An 18,145-nucleotide genomic window follows, 5' to 3' on the forward strand; every position below is an offset into this window, starting at 1 on the left:
TTTGCAAATGCAGCAGAACTATACTGAATGCAAGTTAATCACTGTATTGATTACGCTTACAGCTGGTCTAAAGACTTGAATTCGAGAGGTGTAAGGAATGAAAACCATTCATGAATTAGGGATCTCCCATGTGCTTGAAAAAGAGGTTCTGCGCAGAAAATTAAGCTTTAACCAGGATTGGAGATTTTTTCGGGGGAATCCACGAGGTTCAGAAGAGGCTGATTTTGATGATTCGGCCTGGGAGCTTGTTCACCTGCCGCATACGGTGAGAGTTGAACCTGCCGACTGCAGCGGAGGCCGAAACTATTTGGGCATCGTTTGGTATCGGAGGCATTTTTATGTAGATAAGGCTTATGACGGTCAAAAAATATTTGTTGAATTCGAAGGAGCAAAACATACTGCAGACGTTTGGATCAACGGGATCCATCTAGGCACACATGATGGCGGTTACCTGCCTTTCACTTTAGATATTACGGATTACGTCGCCGCCGACGGTGATACGGATTATGTTATCGCGGTTAAGGTAGACAACTCCGATATGCCTGATGTTCCGCCAGGCAAGCCGCAAGGAGAATTGGATTTTTGCTACTTCGGAGGGCTATACCGGAATGTATGGATGCATACGACGGATAAATTGCATATTACGGACGCCATTTATGCGAATCAACAAGCGGGCGGAGGGATTTTTGTCACCTACTCGGATGTAAGCTCGCTTAAGGCTCAAATCACCATAAAAACGCATGTGATCAACGAGTACGATATACCTAAGGTCTGCACGGTGACTCATTACATCGTAAATGCCAATCAAGAAGTTGTCAGCCAGGTATCATCGAGGTTGCATAGCATGGATCCTCAAAAAGACCATATGTGTGTCCAGACGGTTACAGTATCAGATCCTAAGCTATGGCATCCTGAACATCCATACCTATACACCTTATACACTGTTGTTAACGATAGCGGTATAAAAGTTGATGCCTATACAACAAAAATTGGCATCCGGCACATCCGATTTGATGACGAAGGCTTTCATATCAATGGAACATTGTTGAAATTAATCGGCGCAAACCGGCATCAAGAATATGTCTATGTGGGAGATGCGTTGCCTGATTCCCTACATCGAAGGGATGCTGTCAAGCTGAAAGAGGGCGGATTCACGATCGTGCGTACTGGGCATTACCCGCAATCTGCAGCTTTCATGGACGCTTGTGACGAATTAGGCTTAATGTGCATCGTGCCGACCCCCGGATGGCAATGGTTCAGGGATAACGATACGTTTACCGAAAGATCCTATCAAAATGTGCGTGAGATGATTCGGTACCATAGGAACCGCCCCAGTGTCGTCTTATGGGAGCCCATTTTGAATGAAACCGATTATAGTGAGCAGTATGCAAGAACAACCTATGAGATTACACATGCCGAGTATCCGGGTGATCAATGTTATGCCGCATGCGATCATTATAAAATTGCAGCATCTTTGTATGATGTCGTTTACGGTCAGCCGGTTCGTGCTGGTCAGGGATCTTTTATAAGGGAATGGGGTGATCACTGGCTTGAACAGGAAGGACCAAGACATACTCATCTCCGATGCTCAAGAGGTATTCGAGGTTTTTATCCGGGCGGCGAGTCGGGAATGCTTCAATCTTCGAAAGAACGTGCCGATATTTTAAACCAAATTCTTTCTACAAAAGGTCTTAGCGGGGGAGCGCTGTGGACAGGCATTGATTCGAATAGGGGTTATTATGACCATTTTGCCGCATGTGGCGCGCTGGATTTATACCGTTTACCGAAGTACAGTTATTATTTATTACAAAGCCAACGAGATCCTCATTTGATTCTTCCAGGCATCCATTCAGGACCCATGGTCTTCATTGCGAATGATTGGACATCATCTTCAACAAGAAATGTAACGATCTATAGTAACTGTGAAATCGTCAAGCTTTATTTGAATGGGAAGGCTATTGATGTTAGAGAAGCGGATCCAACTTATGCAAGTTTGCCTCATGCTCCTTTTATATTTGAAGGGGTGCCGTGGGAACCTGGGAAATTAATGGCAGAGGCGCTGCTAGGAGGCGTTATCGTAGCGAAGCATTCCATCATGACACCGGAGCGTCCGGATTATTTAACTTTATCTGTAGATGATTGCGGCGTGGATCTTAGAGCCGATGGTTCTGATCTTATAATGGTTCATGTTTATGTGCGAGATGCTAATGGAACTGTGGTTCCGGATGCTTACAATCAAATAAATTTTCACTTGAGCGGACCCGCTGTAATTGTCGGCGATGGAGACCGTAGAGTGGGGGCAAACCCCATTAAAGCCGAAGCGGGAGCGATCGGGGTTTTAATTCGTGCAACGAAAGAACCTGGAGTCATTACCTTGTTGGCGGAGTCTGACGGATTGAAATCTGCGTCAGCCGTTATCACGTCGAAGCCGAGCTCTACGCCATTTGTACCGGGTATGTTACAAGTACCGCCCGTTCAAAAACCGGACTATCAGGCAGACCTCCCGGAATTATTTTCTCCGCCGCCATCTAGATATTGGGAAAAGTGGACCGATATTGCGCTCAATAAACCGACATCTGCGAGCTCGGAGCTTCCTGGATGCACCTCTAATCAGGCAACGAGTGATGTTATCGCGGATCGGTGGAGTGAACGGTGGAGTGCTGGAAGCAATGAGCTGCCTCAATGGTGGAAGGTAGATCTGGAAGGGTTCTATGAGTTGGATGGCAGTAAGATCTATTGGGAAAGTGATAATACGGTATACGAATATCAAGTTGAAGTTTCATCCGATGATATCCATTGGAAAACGGTGGCTTCTCAAAGGCAAACCGGACAAGAAGCGGGTTTAGATGAATATCATGAAACTGGGATCAGGTTTGTGCGCATTATTGTGAGTGATGTATCAAAAGGCCTGCCCAGCTTTTATGTGGTTATGATTTTCGGGAAAGCCATGTAGTCGGGAAGGAGGAATTTCCATGCATCTTACAGATTTAAGGGTAGCGGTGCTAGGCGCAGGGATTATTGCCAATCAACATTTTGATGCGATCCGGGCAACGAGAGGTTTTGCGGCATGTGCGGTGGCAGATGTCAATATGGAAAAAGCGAGTGAAATCGCCGGTTTATATGGCATAAAGGCCTATAACGATTATCGGGAAATGATTGAACAGGAAAGACCGGATGTGGCGGTTATCGCTTTACCGCACTATTTGCATAAGGAAGCGGCTGTTTTTGCCGCCCGACACGGCTGTCATTTGATGCTGGAGAAACCAATGGCTTTGTCTGTAGCAGAATGTGATGAGATCATCCAAGCGGGAATTCAGGCGGATATCCGTATTTTGGTTGGACATACACAGCATTACATAGCAGAAAATATTCAAGCCAAAAGGATCATCCGAAGCGGTGAATTAGGGAAGCTCGTGATGATTCATGATGTTAGACATACAAACTATTTCCAAGATTCGCGACCTCAATGGTTTCTCGAGAAAGAGAAATCAGGCGGAGGCATTCTGGCTAATTTAGGCACGCATTCGATCGATAAAATTCAGTGGCTCACAGAGAGTGCTGTCCGTAAATTAAGTGCTTCGGTCAGTTATTATGGAAGCAGGGGCAATGTAGAAGGAAGCGGTATGATTTATCTGGAACTGGAGGCCGGGATTCCAGCAACGATTGTTCAATCCGGATACCTAGGAGCTGCCCGCAATGAGACTGAGATTATTTTTACGAAAGGGATGCTTAAACTTGTAACCGGTGAAAGTTTATGGACCAGCCGGGGAGGTCGTTATGAGAAGCTGGAAATATTAAACTCGGCTCATCCATTTGATTTGCAATATGCCGACTTGCTCACGGCCATTCGGAACAACGTTGAAACAAGCTGCTCTCCGGTGTATGCCCGAAGCGTCATAGCCGCACTCGAGGCCGCGTACCGATCCGCTGAAACAGGTTTGGAGATGACACTCGACGGGAATGATTAAGCCGAATATTTAAAAGCTAAGTCCAAGCATTGGTTGTGCAAAACACTATATGGTAATATTATACAGGGAAATCGTAGTCATGATAAAGGTTTCTTTTTCAAGGGAGGGATGAGATGAAATCATCTTAGTATTGTTCATCATTCCGTATATTGGATTAGCCTGTATATTATATTTAGTAAAGTAATTGCTAATGACCCATGTATAGGAAGCATAAAATTCTTAAACTCGCCTTGAGAAGCGAGTTCTTTTTATTTTCGGATACTTTTCAACACATTCTTGAAAACGTATACACAATTTTGAATTGCAGACATATTTTAATCGCTTGTATTGGGCTTAAATGGATAGGAGGGGGATTGATTTCTCCACTTTGAGATTAATGGAGGTGAGCATGATGAAATAAGCCCCTCAGATTTGAAAGGAGTTCGTGAACGCAACCCGATAACGACAGCTTTTACGATGAACCGCAACCAAACTTATTGTGAGGAGTGGTGGTAAATTATGAGCGCAGTCAAGTTTCACCCTTTTTGGGTTCGCCTCGGTTGTATGGTGATGAGTTGTTTACTGGTCGCCTGTTTATTCCAAAATCTCGACGTTCATGCAGCGGGCAACTTCACGATGAATATCCCCAACAATTCATTCGAAGCATCTAATGACAGTCTTACAAATTGGAACACAAATTCCACATACGGCAGTGAGACGGCATCCGTCTCTAATGTGAGAGCCTACGACGGCAAGAACAGTCTATTAATGGAGGATAATTATACTGACAAATCATTAGCACGAATAAGCGAAAAGCTTGATGTAACGGAGCTTGCGACGTATACCGCTTCAGCATTCGCTTTTATTGAAAGCGGCTCAATTGGCGTCTTTCTAATCTTCTATGACCAAAATGGAGTTGCAACGGTTATACCATCCACGAACTCAAATCCTCCCACAAATCAATGGACGAAAATCTCCAATACAGCTGAAGCTCCGGTTGGAGCGAAGCAAGTTGCCGTCATGATCTACAGCGGCAGGGATATTACTTCCAAAGCCTATGTTGACGCGGTTTCAATCGGTCAGACCGTTAATAATGCAGGCTTCGAAAATGCGTTAACCGGTTGGAACGTGTCTCCGGACGCAACCGTATCCACAACGCTGAAGCATGGAGGCAGCAGCAGTCTTCGACTGAACACCTCCGGCAGCGCGAGAAGTTCAGATGTTCCGGTTTCATCCGGTGTTAGAGTTGGCGCTACCGCGCAAGTATACCTAACCGGCAGCTCCAAGTTGAGCATTCAACTTCGTTTTGAAACGACAGCTGGGACTGTCTATATGACAAACGCTTTCGAAGGCGCTGCATCGACAAGTTGGAACACAGTTTCTGTTTCCGGTACCTCCCCGCCAGGCACTATATCTGTCTCCCTATATTTGACGACAACAGCTGGTGCCTATGTTGACGATGTGACGCTGGACCGCCCGTACGAGTACAATCTAGGCACGCAGATTTGGAACAATTCTGTAGACGCTGCAGTATTCGGTAAGGATGCAAGCGGAGGGACAGACTTACTTTATGTCGGTTCAAATGGATATCCATCCAAACTTGCCGTCTACGATGCGCGAACGGGCAAACAGTTGGAAGAGCGGAATCTGGACAATACAGAGGGGGTGTGGGGAATGACTGTGGCGACCGATAAGTCCGTTTATATCGGTACGGCCAACAAAAAATTGCTTTTTCGATACGTACCAGGTACGGTTTCTACCCAACAAGATGGAACAAAAATAATAACGAGCAGTGCGTTAACACCGATCACATTTCCGAGTGATATGGACATTATCTGGGATGTATCAGCGGGAAGCGGGGGTAAGATCTACGGCGGAACCTCCGGTTTAGCCGATACCGCAACCGCGGGCAAAGCGTTTCAGTACGATCCGAACAGTGGGGTAACGACCCTAAATGGCCAAAATGCGAATCCAAAGTATGTCAGATCCGTTGCTTATGCAAGCGACACTGAACTATTCATGGGAATGGGAACTCCTGCTAAAATCATGCTTACGAATCCGAGTGGCGCTGCTCCTTCTGACTATCTAACGAACGTAGACAGTAAATTTGTTCTCGGGCTGGATTATATTCAGAACGGATCGGAGCCGAGACTATTCGCCAAACTAGGTGACGACAGGATACTTGTAGTGCGAAAGGACACCACGACGCCGACACCGACTGGCGTGATCGAAAAAACTTTATCTGGAATCGATGCGACAGGCGTATCGATGATTTACCCCGGAACTTCCAAAGTGTACTACACGAAAGGGGCGAATCTGTACAGCTATGATATTGCGGATAAATTAGAAGTGAATTTAGGCGACGCAGGAGGCAGCGCCATAGGTTATGCGTATTTGACCGAAAATGGTACCACCCGCCTCTACGCCGCACTCTCTACAGGTAAAATTTTGAAATATGATAAGAATACTTCAACGAAAGATACGACAACGACGTTTTCCGTTCCTAAGACGCAGACGAAAATTCGTTCGCTCGTTAAGGGACCTAGTGACAAGATCTACACCGGAGGCTATTTGCATGGGGGACTAGGCATCTATGATCCGGACAAAGGGCTTCTAGAATCTAAAGCAGGAGCGGGTCAAGCGGAAAATATGACAACATCGGGCGCCAACCTGTACATGGGCATATATCCTGGAGCTTTGATCAAAAGGTTTGATACACTGGCGGGTTGGAATGGAACCACCAATCCAAGTCTTCTGTTTCAGAGTCCCGGTGCAAACCTGCAGGACCGACCGTTCGGCATGTTGGCGGTACCGTCACAGCAGCGTCTTTATGTAGGTACTGTCGCGAGCACCGGCTCTCAGCAAGGTGCCTTTACGGTGTACGATTTGAACGATACCAATCCAAGTCCACCCTTGATCCAAAAAGGGATTGTTTCCAATCAAAGCGTCATCTCACTGGCTTTTAAAGGGAATAAAGTTTATGGTGGAACCTCCATTTATGGCGGGCTTGGATCGACGAATCCTGTTCCTCCAGGGACGGAGGGGAAAGTATTCGTTTGGGATACGAATTGGAACACCAATCCGTCAATGATTCCTAATCCTGTTCCCCAATCGGTCCCAGCCCCCAATAGAACGGTCATTTCCGACCTCATTGAAGGTCCCGACGGTTTGATATGGGGATTAGCGGAAGGGAACTCACTCACCGCCAGTGATCCCGGCTACGCCGATTACAACCAGAACGCCGATTTGTTTACTATAGATCCTAGTAATGGCAATAAGGTTGTTTATGGAAAAAAATTCAACTCGCTCTCTTCTGTAAATTGGGTAGGCGGGAAGATGGTAGTCGGCAATGACGGCCAAGTTTATGTGAGCATCGGGGGAAAACTATATTCCGTTAACCCGTCAGACAAAGAAGTGAAAGAATTGATATCAAGCGGTGTATGGCTTCTGACCTCGGATAAGTACGGAGATCTATACTACGTAAAGAACGAGCTTAATCTGTACAAATACGATAAATAGCAGGATACAATTTTGAAATAGGTGCATACCGAAGGGACGGATGAAAATTGAATCGAATCAGGGTATTTCGATATCTTTCTATTATTTTATCGTTGTGTATGGTACTCGCCGGATTTCCTTTACCCTATGAGACCGGGTCTGTACATGCGACAGAAACGCTAACGACCCCGACCCAGCTTCCTAATAACGGATTCGAGCAAGTCATCAATGGAAAGCCGGCAAGTTGGTCCGTACTCAGTGGAACGGTAACCTCGTCAACCTATCAAGTGCATAGCGGAAGCTATAGTGTCCTGATCAGCGATTCCAGCAGTACAGCTTCCACTTCGCTCCGCAGCCAGAAGATGCCGGTTACGGCTGGGAAAGAGTATGAAGCATCGGTATTTTTGTATAATGTGCAGGGCTCTTCGGATCTTTACTTTGAGTTTTGGGATGCAAATAACAACTTCCTGGTGATCCCGACCGCCAAGAATGCCACCTTGGGGGAATGGAAGCAGTTGATGATCAATCAGGTTGCGCCGGCAGGGGCGGTGTACGCGAGTTTGCGACTTTACTCGAATTCGGGAAATATCGGCTCCGCTTATTTTGATGATGCCGATTTCCGGGAAGTGGTGCAAGACCCGAATACGCCGCTGAAGAATGGGGGCATGGAGAATGTTCTGAATGGAATACCCCGCTATTGGGAGACAGTGTTCGGCAGCACGATCGAAACTTCCACGGATATCAAACGATCCGGCGAACGTAGCGTCAAAATCACAGATGCGAACCCGTCCGGTGGAATCGGCTTGCGAAGCAACAAAATGAATGTAACGCCCGGTTTGAAGTATGAAGCGGAAGCGTTCGCCTACAACGAGTCAGGTTCATCCAACGTATTTTTGGAGTTTTGGGATGGGCAGAACAACAATCTCTTAACCGTGAACGTCGGTCTCAGCACGATCAAGGAATGGAAGCCGGTTCGCGCAGTCGGCATTGCACCCGCCGGAGCGGTCTCTGCATCGGTCAGGTTGTACTTAGGTTCTGCCAACGTCGGAACCACCTATTTTGACGATGCCAAATTTGGGGAAGCGCCTCCTGAGCCGAACGCCAACTTGAATAACGGAACGTTTGAAAAGTTGGATGGCACCAGGCCTATGGACTGGCGAAATGACAATGGCAGCGTAGAAGTCGCTACGGAGATAGCGCATAACGGCAGCCGCAGCGTCAAAGTTACGAATAATGCCGGTTCTTCTGCGGGCCTGCGCAGCCATCTCATTTCGATATCAGCAGGTAACGAATATACGGCAAGCGCCTATGGGCTCGTTAAATCAGGAAATGCGGAGCTCATCCTGGAATTTTGGGATGAAGACAGGGTTGCATTATCGTCTGTATCCTCCATAAGCGCATCTCAAGAAGTTTGGGAACCTATTTCCGTTAAATGCGTTGCTCCGGCAAAGGCGGTTTACAGCAGCTTACGGTTAGGAACCCAAGCATCATCGGGAGGGACTGCCTACTGGGATGATGCCACATTCATCAGATCCGGCGAAGTGATGAACAGCAAGACACGGACGACTTTGTACAGCCCGGAAAAAGTAGCTGCAGCCCGATTAAATGTGCAGCAGCTTCAATGGGCTAAAAACTTGCGGGATGATGCCGTCACTAAAGCCGACAATTATATGAGCAAAGGCTTGGACTCACTCTGGAATGCCGTCCCGGGACAATCGCTTCCTCGAAGCTATGCCGTTAATCAGGAGCTGGGAAGTCCGGTAACAGGCAAGGAAATCAATAAGTTCGGCAATTATCCGTACCGGGCGGATCCACTGAACGAACCGTGGAAAATCGTCGATCCCTCAAGCGGCTACAAGTTTCCGACCAACGACTTTGGCGCCTACTATCGCAGCGGCTTGGACGATCACGGCATATTTCGGCAGGATCTCGCCGACCGGAGTTTGCTGGTTAATACGCTTTATCCCGAAAAAGGACCAACTTGGGGAGTCGACGACGGGACGGGTTGGAAAGATGAGAACGGCAATCGCTATACATTTATCGCTTATTACGTGCATTGGTTTCTTTGGTGCAGGGATAATGCACTGATTTATCAAGCGATGAACGCTTTCCGCGATGCTTACTTATACACGGGAGATATCAAGTATGCGCGTGCAGGAACCATTTTACTCGATCGCGTGGCCGATGTTTATCCGGAAATGGACGTGGGTAAATATGACATCAACGTATATTTAAATTCATGGGGCAAATCGTGGGGCAATGGCAAAGTACTAGGCGGCATTTGGGAAACGGATCTGGTCAAAGTGTTCATCAGCGCTTACGACGCTTTCTTCCCAGCGATGGATGATGCTGAAACTGTCCAATTTCTGGAAGGGAAGTCGAATCAATATCGGTTTACGAATGCCAAGCATTCAGGCGCAGACATTCGCCGCAATATCGAGGATGGCATTATTCGGCAAATTTATCCGGCCGTCAAGAAAACCCAAATACTTGGCAACGACGGCATGCATCAAAGCGCATTAGCGATGGCAGCTGTCGTATACGATACGATGCCGAATACGAAAGAATGGCTCGACTTCACCTTTCAGACGGGATCGGTGATGAACAATCCGGTTCGCTTGACCGGCGGCAATGTGCTGAACTCGCTTGTTTCAAACGTAGACCGGGATGGAAACGGCGACGAGAGTGCGCCCGGTTACAATGTGCTTTGGCTGCTCAATTATCGGATGACGGCGGATATTCTCGAAGGATACGACAGATACCCGGAGGCAGATCTTTATCAGAATGTCAAATTTCGAAAAATGTTCTCCGCCACCTACCCATTACTTTTAAGCGAAAAGTATACGCCAACGATAGGGGATACAGGCAGGACTGGAAATCCGTTCATCATCGAGCGTGTGTCAGATCTCGTCAAAGCTTTTGAGAAATTCGGCGACCCGATTTATGCTCAGCTCGTGTATTTCCTTAATAACAACTCGACGGATGGCATTCATTCGGACATATTCTCAGCGAATCCGAACGCCATTGCCGAGCGCATTCAAGACGTCATTCAAACCCGCGGGTTACTTGATTTGGATAGTGTGAACCTTAGCGGGTACGGATTTGCGGGATTAAAAGACGGTGGCAAAAACTCGCTTCGCGACTTATGGATGTTTTATGGACGCAACGTGAGCCATGGACACCGAGATACACTGAATGTCGGCATGCACGCGTTCGGCCTCGATCTATTACCTGATTTGGGTTATCCGGAATTTGCGGATAATGTCGATATGCACCGTGCGCAATGGGTTGTCAATACGATCAGCCATAATACGGTTGTCGTCGATAAGAGAAAGCAGGAAACGAATAATTGGGCGGCGAGTCCCGAACATTTTGCCGATACCGACTTGGTGAAGTTAATCGATGTGGAGGCGCCCAAAGTATATCCGCAGACAACACTGTATAAACGAACGACGGCGATGATCAAAGCGGATGACGAGAATAGCTATGCCGTGGATCTATTCCGGGTAAACGGAGGGAATGACCACTATTTTAGCTTCCACAGTGCGGATGGTTCAGTTACGACGGAAGGGCTGAACTTGGTGAAGCAGGAGACGGGGACCTACGCCGGACTTGACGTTCCTTACGGGCAACGGGTCGACGATGTAGCAGGAGCAGGTTATATGGGGAGCGGGTTTCATTATTTGAAAAATGTGAAACGCGACTCATCTCCGGAAGATCAATTCAGCGTCGATTGGAAAGTGAAAGACACTTGGAACGTATATGGTCAAGGTATTGGAACTCCTACCGACGTACATTTGCGCTTGACGATGCTTGGGCAGACGAATGATGTAGCGCTTGCCGACGGAGTGCCTCCGCAGAATAAACCGGGGAATCCGCAGCAACTGCGTTATATGGTTGCTCACCGTAGCGGTTCGAACATTGACAGTCTGTTTACATCGGTCATTGAACCGTATAAGGGAGAACGTTTTATCAGCTCGATAACGCCTCTTAAGGTTCAATCTAACGGACAAGATGTAGGTGACGGAGAAGTACGTGCGGTTCGCGTGAAATTGGTAAATGGCCGGACCGATTATATCATCAGCGCCTTGGACTCGACCAAACCATACACATTCGAAAAATCGGACAATGGATTTGCAGACGAGCAGAAACTAGATTTCAAAGGATTTTTCGGTGTGTATTCAGAGTGGGAGGATGGACGGTTTCAAACGTTCGTGCACGACGGTTCGTACATCGGCAAGCATGATGAATGCCCACAAAACCGTCAAGGGGCCGTTACTGGCACCGTGGTTGATTTTACGAAAAATTTATCGATCCATAACGAGATTATCGTTGATGTACCCGCACTCGCCGTTTCACCATCAGAATTAACCGGTAAAAGTATCGTAATTCAAAACGACGGCATCCGGAATGGGACTTACCGGATCCTGAATGCGACGGCACTTAGTGATTCACGACTGAAGCTTGATATCGGTGATATCACCCTGATTCGTTCCTATTTGGACCCGAAAGATTTCAGCAAAGGATTCGTCTACGATATTGGAAACGGAGCGTCATTCAGAATCCCGCTAACCTACAGCGAAGCCGGATCTGCCAACCAAACGCCTCCAGCAGATGCAATCATGGTCGCTGATAAAACGACACCAACCAATTCGGATGTTGAAGTAACGATTACCTTTCCGGCTGAAGCAACTCTGAAGGAATATAAGTTAGGCGCTGATGCCGCATGGACAGCTTACACGGCCCCCGTCATCGTTTCAGAGAATAATACGGTGTATGCGCGAGGAACGAATGCAGGAGGCAAGGTATCCAATGTAACCAGTTATTCGGTCAGCAATATCGATAAGACGGCACCGATATTAAATGTCCAACTGGATAAAGCATCGCTATGGCCTGCGAATCATAAAATGGTTACTGTTACAGCGGCGGTATATGCAAGTGATACCGGATCAGGTATTGAATCGGTCGTGTTAACTTCCATAACGAGCAACGAGGCTGATAGTGATACAAGCGATATTGAGGCGAACATCGGAACGGAAGCCAATTCATTTAGTCTGCGTGCTGAAAGACTAGGCAATGGAACGGGACGTATCTATACGATAACTTACACGGCAACCGACAAAGCAGGCAATAAAGTAACGAGCTCCGTGCCGATTACCGTGCCTCATGATCAATCAGGAAACCAGTAAGCCCATTCCTTAGTGGGGTATGATTTGGAGATATGACCCTGCGGGTTGTATCTCTTTTTTTGAACGATTGATTTTTATAGAAAGCCGTATGTAAAATAATGATCAGGGATCGGCCATTCAATCAAATTTATATAAATGAGGTAAACCTATGATCATTGACAAACAAGATTTTTTGGTAAATGGGATAAGTTATACGATTAGATCTGCTACCGAAAAAGATGCAAAAGATTTGTCTGCATTAAGATTGCAAATTGATGGAGAGACCGAAAATTTAGACAGAGAAAAAGGGGAGGCGTTCATAGATATACCCGGGTTTGAACAAATAATTAAAACAGATACTGAAAATAGAAGGAACTTATTTTTAGTTGCGGTAGTTGATGATCGGATCGTCGGGTATTCAAGATGCGAAGGCAATCAATTAAACAGATTCGCTCATAAAATAGAATTCGGAGTAGGTGTGCTCGGCTTTGAAATAGAAGGCATATTAAAAAATGATAAAATCCTTTCTGATGGTAAATATTATAACACCATAATTATGGGCAGATTTAATGAATAGCCGGGATCGTTTCATACCTATTTTATCCACAAAACTAAATATTCCCCCGCAACGGACAATTATGGTCCACAGGTCACGCCTAACCGAGCGATTGAACGAAGGTTTGCATCGCAAAATGACTCTTGTCTCAGCCCCCGCCGGGTTTGGCAAAACGACGCTGGTCAGCGAATGGCTTGCCGGATGCGAAAGGCCGGTTGCCTGGCTATCATTGGACGAAGGGGACAACGATCCTGCTCGCTTTCTGACTTACCTTCTAGCCGCTTTACGAACAATCGGGGCGACTATTGGGGAAGACGTGTTCGGTGCGCTCCAATCCCCTCAGCCTCCGTCGATCGAATCGATTCTAACGCATCTGATCAATGAAATCGCTAACCTTCCGAAACCCTTCATCCTTGTCCTTGACGACTATCATTTAATCGAGGTCAAATCGATTGACCGTGCTTTCGCTTTTCTGCTCGATAACTTGCCGCCGCAGATACACCTAGTGATCGCCACCCGCAAAGATCCACGATTACCCATATCCCGGATTCGTGTCCGGGACCAATTAACCGAACTGCGCGTCGCGGACTTGCGGTTTACCCGCTCCGAAGCTGCTGATTTTCTACGGCGTGTGATGGCTCTAGATCTCTCATTTGAAGAGATCGACCTGCTTGAAATCCGCACCGAGGGCTGGATTGCAGGTCTGCAATTAGCGGCGATTTCGATACAGGGACATAAAGAGACCGTAGGCTTTATCGAATCTTTCAGCGGCAGCCACCGCTTCGTGCTGGAATATTTGGTAGAAGAAGTTCTGAATCAGCAATCTGAAAAAGTTCAGAATTTCTTGCTAAGCACATCGATTCTCGATCGCATATGCGGTCCTCTTTGCGATGCCGTTCTGCAACTCGCCCCTTCGAGCGGGCAAGAAATGTTGGAAGATATCGAACGCGCCAACCTTTTCATCTTCCCGCTGGATAACGAGCGGCGATGGTACCGTTATCATCATCTCTTTGCGGACTTGCTGAAGCGCAGATTGGACCTGCGCATTACAGCCGAGTTACACTTGCGCGCCAGCATATGGTATGAACAGAATGGCCTGGAAATTGAAGCTTTTCTCCATGCGGTCTCTTCAGGCGATACCGAACGCGCTGCGCGCCTGGCTGAAGGAGAGGGGACACCTTTGCACTTTCGCGGTGTAATATCCCCCGTATTGAACTGGCTTTCGTCGCTGCCAAAGATGGAGCTGGATAAGAGACCTTCGTTACGGGTGATCTATGCCTCGGCGTTATTGATGGTCGGCCAAATAACCGGCATCGAACAGCAACTTTTGGCCGCCGAAACATCCCTTCAAGGCATCAACCAGGGCGGAAAAGTTCGAGACCTTATCGGTCATATTGCCTCCATCAGGGCTACGGTAGCCGTTAGCCAACAGGAAGTAGAGAAAATCCTGGAACAGTCGCACCGCGCTTTGGAATATTTGCACCCTGATAACCTGCCTATCCGTACGGCTACTACATGGACGCTGGGATTTGCTTACCAGCTCCGGGGGGAACGTTCAGCGGCTAGTAAGGCGTATGCCGAAGCTTTATTAATCAGTCAAAGGATCGGGCATGTAATAATCACCATTATGGCTACACTCGGCCTCGGGAACATGCAAGAAGCAGAAAACCAGCTATATTTAGCTGCAGATACCTACCGGCGTGTTCTGGGGTTGGCAGGAGATCCGCCGCTGCCAGTTGCTTGCGAAGCGCACCTAGGGTTAGCTCGTATTTGTTATGAATGGAACGACCTGGACGCTGCTAAGCACCATGGACAACAGGCAGTCCACCTAGCGCGCCAGTTAGAACACACGGACAGAGTCGTTGCAGGCGAGGTGTTTCTCGCCCGAGTGGAGCTTGCACGTGGAGATTTGCGTGGCGCGACCGCTCTTTTAGCTAAGGCTGAACATTTCGCTCGCCAGCAAAATTTTATGAATCAGATGCCCCATGTTGCTGCCACAAAAATTTTTGCGTTGATTCAACAGGGCAATTTGGCGGCAGCCGCTCATCTTGCGCAGAAGCACGAGCTTCCAATCAGTCAGGCTCAGGTATACTTAGCTCTGGGAGACACCTCTTCGGCATTGGCGTTGTTTGGGCCATGGCGAGTCCATGCGGAGACAATGGGATGGGAGGATGAACAGCTTAAGATAATGGTTCTACAAGCGGTTGCTCTGCATGCGCATGGCGATAAGTTCAAGGCCGTGCAACTACTTGTAGATGTTCTGAGGATGGCTGAACCTGGAGGCTTCATCCGGATCTTTGTTGACGAAGGTATTCCGATGTATAGATTGTTGTGCGAAGCAGCCACTCATCCATTTCTGCCGGACTATATAGGTAAGTTGCTGGATGAATTTGAAGTTGAAGAACTGGAAAATAAAGGCCAAACTGATCAACGCCTGGTCCAGCTTGACAACCCTCTTATCGAACCACTGAGTGCGCGCGAGTTGGAAGTACTGAGTCTCATAGCCCAAGGACTTTCAAATCGTGAGATTAGCGAGCGACTTTACATCACGTTGGCTACGGTTAAAGGGCATAATCGGGTTATTTTTGACAAACTGCAGGTAAAACGGCGCACTGAAGCTGTTGCATATGCCCGCAAGTTAGGGCTGTTGTAAGATTTACCCGCTTAACGGCTCAACAATTTCTAAAACAATACTTTAGTATCTATACGTCAATACCGTGTTGTAGCTATACTAATTGCAAAATGAGGTTGAGGTTTGGAGGAAACCCATGAAAGCGATTGTATGCACAAAATACGGTTCACCGGATGTCCTGGAGCTCAAAGAAGTAGATAAACCTACGCCCAAGGATAATGAAGTACTGGTAAAAATTTATGCGACAACAGTTACATCAGGAGACTGTAGAATTCGAGGTTTCAGAAGTCCCATCTTGTACTGGATTCCTATGCGAATTGTGCTCGGTCTCCGAAAACCAAGAAACCCTATTCTGGGTGTGGAGCTAGCCGGGAGAATTGAAGCAATAGGCAAAGATGTAAAGCGATTCAAGGAAGGCGACCAGGTTTATGCATTAAGCGGGATGCGTTGTGGTGCTTATGCCGAGTACACATGTCTGCCTGAAGACGGAGTCGTGGCCTTAAAACCTGGGAATGCGACCTATGAGGAAGCCGCAGCTGTTCCATTTGGTGGAACTACAGCCTTGCATTTTTTTAGAAAAGGAAATATCCAGAACGGACAAAAAGTTCTTATCTATGGAGCTTCGGGAGCGGTAGGGACTTCCGCGGTACAACTTGCCAAGTATTTTGGGGCAGAAGTTACCGGGGTATGCAGTACCGCAAATATAGCTTTGGTGAAATCTTTGGGAGCCGATAAAGTCATTGATTACACGAAAGAGGATTTTACGGTAAAAGGAGAGCGTTATGATATCATCTTCGATGCAGTGGGGAAAAGCTCAAAATCCGATTGCAAGAAAGCACTGACGCCGAATGGGACATTCTTGACAGTTGATGGGCAAGGGATAGCAAAAGTACGGACGGAAGATTTAATACTTCTCAAAGAGCTTATGGAGACGGGAAAGATACGATCGGTTATCGACAGACACTATACTCTGGAACAAATTCCTGAAGCACACAGATATGTAGAAAAAGGGCACAAAAAAGGAAATGTAGTCATCACGGTGGAACATAACAACAATTTCTAGCTAAAGTATGCGTATCGCACTTCAATGAATAATTACAAATTAATAAAAAAGAGGAATAAATGTATGAAACAAATAGGTGAGGGTAGAACGGCAGAGATATTCGCACACAGTCATGATAAGGTACTAAAGCTTTATCGGCTCGGAATTCCGAAGGACGCCATCATATACGAGTTTGAGATAAATAAACGTGTTGCTTCTCTGGGCATTCCTGTACCTGAAGTTTATGGGCTAATAGAGTCCGAGGGAAGGGTTGGAATTATATTTCAATACATCGAAGGTAATTCTCTCCTTCAAAAGATTGTACAGAATCCATTTGAGCTTAATTATTACACTAAGTTGCTGGCTGAAATGCATTCCCAAATTCATAAACATGAAATAAATACAGACGATGTAGGCAAGCATTTTCGTAAACAAAAAGAAGTATTGGCAGTTAACATACATCATGCTGCTCCGCTTTCGAAAGATGAAAAGAATGCAATTATTCATTATTTGGAGAAGTTGCCGAACGGTAACTATCTTTGTCATGGAGATTTTCACCCGGATAACGTAATGGTTGGAGAGGAAAAATGGATCATCGATTGGATGACCGGAATGATTGGCAATCCCGCCGGGGACATTGCGCGTACGATGCTCTTATTTCGTTATGGAACACTTCCGGAGGAAACTCCGAGCCACATTATGGAAGCTCTTCGTCTCATGAGGGACAAAATAGGGGATGTGTATATAAAACATTATCTTTCTTATTCAAAACTTCAAATCGACGATATCGATCAGTGGACATTGCCTATTGCAGCAGCCAGACTAACAGAATGGATTCCTGATAAAGAGAAAGATGCATTGATTTTGTTGATCAGAAAACGACTACAACAAATAGCTCAGGATTGCTAACCGATACTTCGGGGTTCGAAGTTGCATGACTAATGACATAAGTTGCCGAATATACATAAACGGAATCATCATAAAGTTGTTTATCAACTAGGAGGTGTTTCAAGTATGGTTTATTGGTTGGTGGCCGTTGTCATTATCGTGCTAGCTTGTTTGATTCTGGTAAGTATGAAAAAGCGGAAAACAGCAGTTCCCACTGATTTGCAAACACATAAACCATGTGCCTACTGCAACGAGGAAATTGAGGTCGATGCGGTTGTATGCAAGTACTGCAGAGGTGTGGTTGTAAGATCGGGTTAGGTATAGATATTGAGGCCGGTCAGTTCGCATATGCGGGCTGGCCGTTTTTGTGCTTAGTCTGGATCAGGTAGCACTTACATTCGACCCAAGGTTTGA

At 46.7% G+C, this 18,145-nt stretch carries 9 protein-coding genes; all 9 read left to right on the forward strand.

Features of this window, described 5'->3' with window-relative positions:
* Positions 1-97: 97 nt before the first annotated feature.
* The 9 genes from ACFQZT_RS28835 (at position 98) to ACFQZT_RS28875 (ending at position 18,049) form a co-directional block, all read left to right on the forward strand.
* On the forward strand, positions 98-2,953 hold the full coding sequence (locus ACFQZT_RS28835; RefSeq protein WP_379305763.1) for a glycoside hydrolase family 2 TIM barrel-domain containing protein: 2,856 nt from the start codon (positions 98-100) through the stop codon (positions 2,951-2,953).
* Between the two features lie 19 nt (positions 2,954-2,972).
* A complete protein-coding gene (locus tag ACFQZT_RS28840) occupies positions 2,973-3,968 on the forward strand; it encodes a Gfo/Idh/MocA family protein (RefSeq protein ID WP_379305765.1) in 996 nt (331 codons plus the stop codon).
* Positions 3,969-4,466: 498 nt separating this feature from the next.
* Positions 4,467-7,466, forward strand: coding sequence for a carbohydrate binding domain-containing protein (locus ACFQZT_RS28845; RefSeq protein WP_379305767.1), 3,000 nt, complete (start codon positions 4,467-4,469; stop codon positions 7,464-7,466).
* Between the two features lie 47 nt (positions 7,467-7,513).
* A complete protein-coding gene (locus ACFQZT_RS28850; RefSeq protein ID WP_379305769.1) occupies positions 7,514-12,634 on the forward strand; it encodes a carbohydrate binding domain-containing protein in 5,121 nt (1,706 codons plus the stop codon).
* Positions 12,635-12,782: 148 nt separating this feature from the next.
* Positions 12,783-13,190, forward strand: a complete 408-nt coding sequence (locus tag ACFQZT_RS28855; RefSeq protein WP_379305771.1) for a GNAT family N-acetyltransferase — start codon at positions 12,783-12,785, stop codon at positions 13,188-13,190.
* Entirely contained in the window at positions 13,183-15,822 is a 2,640-nt protein-coding gene (locus tag ACFQZT_RS28860) for a winged helix-turn-helix domain-containing protein (protein WP_379305773.1), read from the forward strand. The genes ACFQZT_RS28855 and ACFQZT_RS28860 overlap by 8 nt, the downstream gene beginning before the upstream one ends.
* A gap of 115 nt (positions 15,823-15,937) precedes the next feature.
* The gene (locus ACFQZT_RS28865; protein ID WP_379305775.1) at positions 15,938-16,864 is read left to right on the forward strand and encodes an NAD(P)-dependent alcohol dehydrogenase; all 927 of its coding nucleotides are present in this window, start codon (positions 15,938-15,940) and stop codon (positions 16,862-16,864) included.
* 63 nt (positions 16,865-16,927) lie between these two features.
* Positions 16,928-17,752 (forward strand): phosphotransferase family protein, encoded by an 825-nt coding sequence (locus ACFQZT_RS28870; RefSeq protein ID WP_379305776.1) that lies wholly within the window; start codon positions 16,928-16,930, stop codon positions 17,750-17,752.
* 105 nt (positions 17,753-17,857) lie between these two features.
* Positions 17,858-18,049 carry a hypothetical protein gene (locus ACFQZT_RS28875; RefSeq protein ID WP_379305778.1) on the forward strand — a complete coding sequence of 64 codons (192 nt, stop codon included), beginning with the start codon at positions 17,858-17,860 and terminating at the stop codon, positions 18,047-18,049.
* The last annotated feature ends 96 nt before the right edge of the window (positions 18,050-18,145 follow it).

It is taken from the genome of Paenibacillus sp. GCM10027628 (assembly GCF_042676385.1).
Lineage (GTDB): Bacteria > Bacillota > Bacilli > Paenibacillales > NBRC-103111 > Paenibacillus_E.

Excerpts from the sequence above, each read along its gene's own strand:
- ACFQZT_RS28835 (WP_379305763.1), top strand. The coding sequence starts at position 98 with ATGAAAACCATTCATGAATTAGGGATCTCCCATGTGCTTGAAAAAGAG.
- ACFQZT_RS28840 (WP_379305765.1), top strand. The coding sequence starts at position 2,973 with ATGCATCTTACAGATTTAAGGGTAGCGGTGCTAGGCGCAGGGATTATT.
- ACFQZT_RS28845 (WP_379305767.1), top strand. The coding sequence starts at position 4,467 with ATGAGCGCAGTCAAGTTTCACCCTTTTTGGGTTCGCCTCGGTTGTATG.
- ACFQZT_RS28855 (WP_379305771.1), top strand. The coding sequence starts at position 12,783 with ATGATCATTGACAAACAAGATTTTTTGGTAAATGGGATAAGTTATACG.
- ACFQZT_RS28860 (WP_379305773.1), top strand. The coding sequence starts at position 13,183 with ATGAATAGCCGGGATCGTTTCATACCTATTTTATCCACAAAACTAAAT.
- ACFQZT_RS28865 (WP_379305775.1), top strand. The coding sequence starts at position 15,938 with ATGAAAGCGATTGTATGCACAAAATACGGTTCACCGGATGTCCTGGAG.
- ACFQZT_RS28870 (WP_379305776.1), top strand. The coding sequence starts at position 16,928 with ATGAAACAAATAGGTGAGGGTAGAACGGCAGAGATATTCGCACACAGT.
- ACFQZT_RS28875 (WP_379305778.1), top strand. The coding sequence starts at position 17,858 with ATGGTTTATTGGTTGGTGGCCGTTGTCATTATCGTGCTAGCTTGTTTG.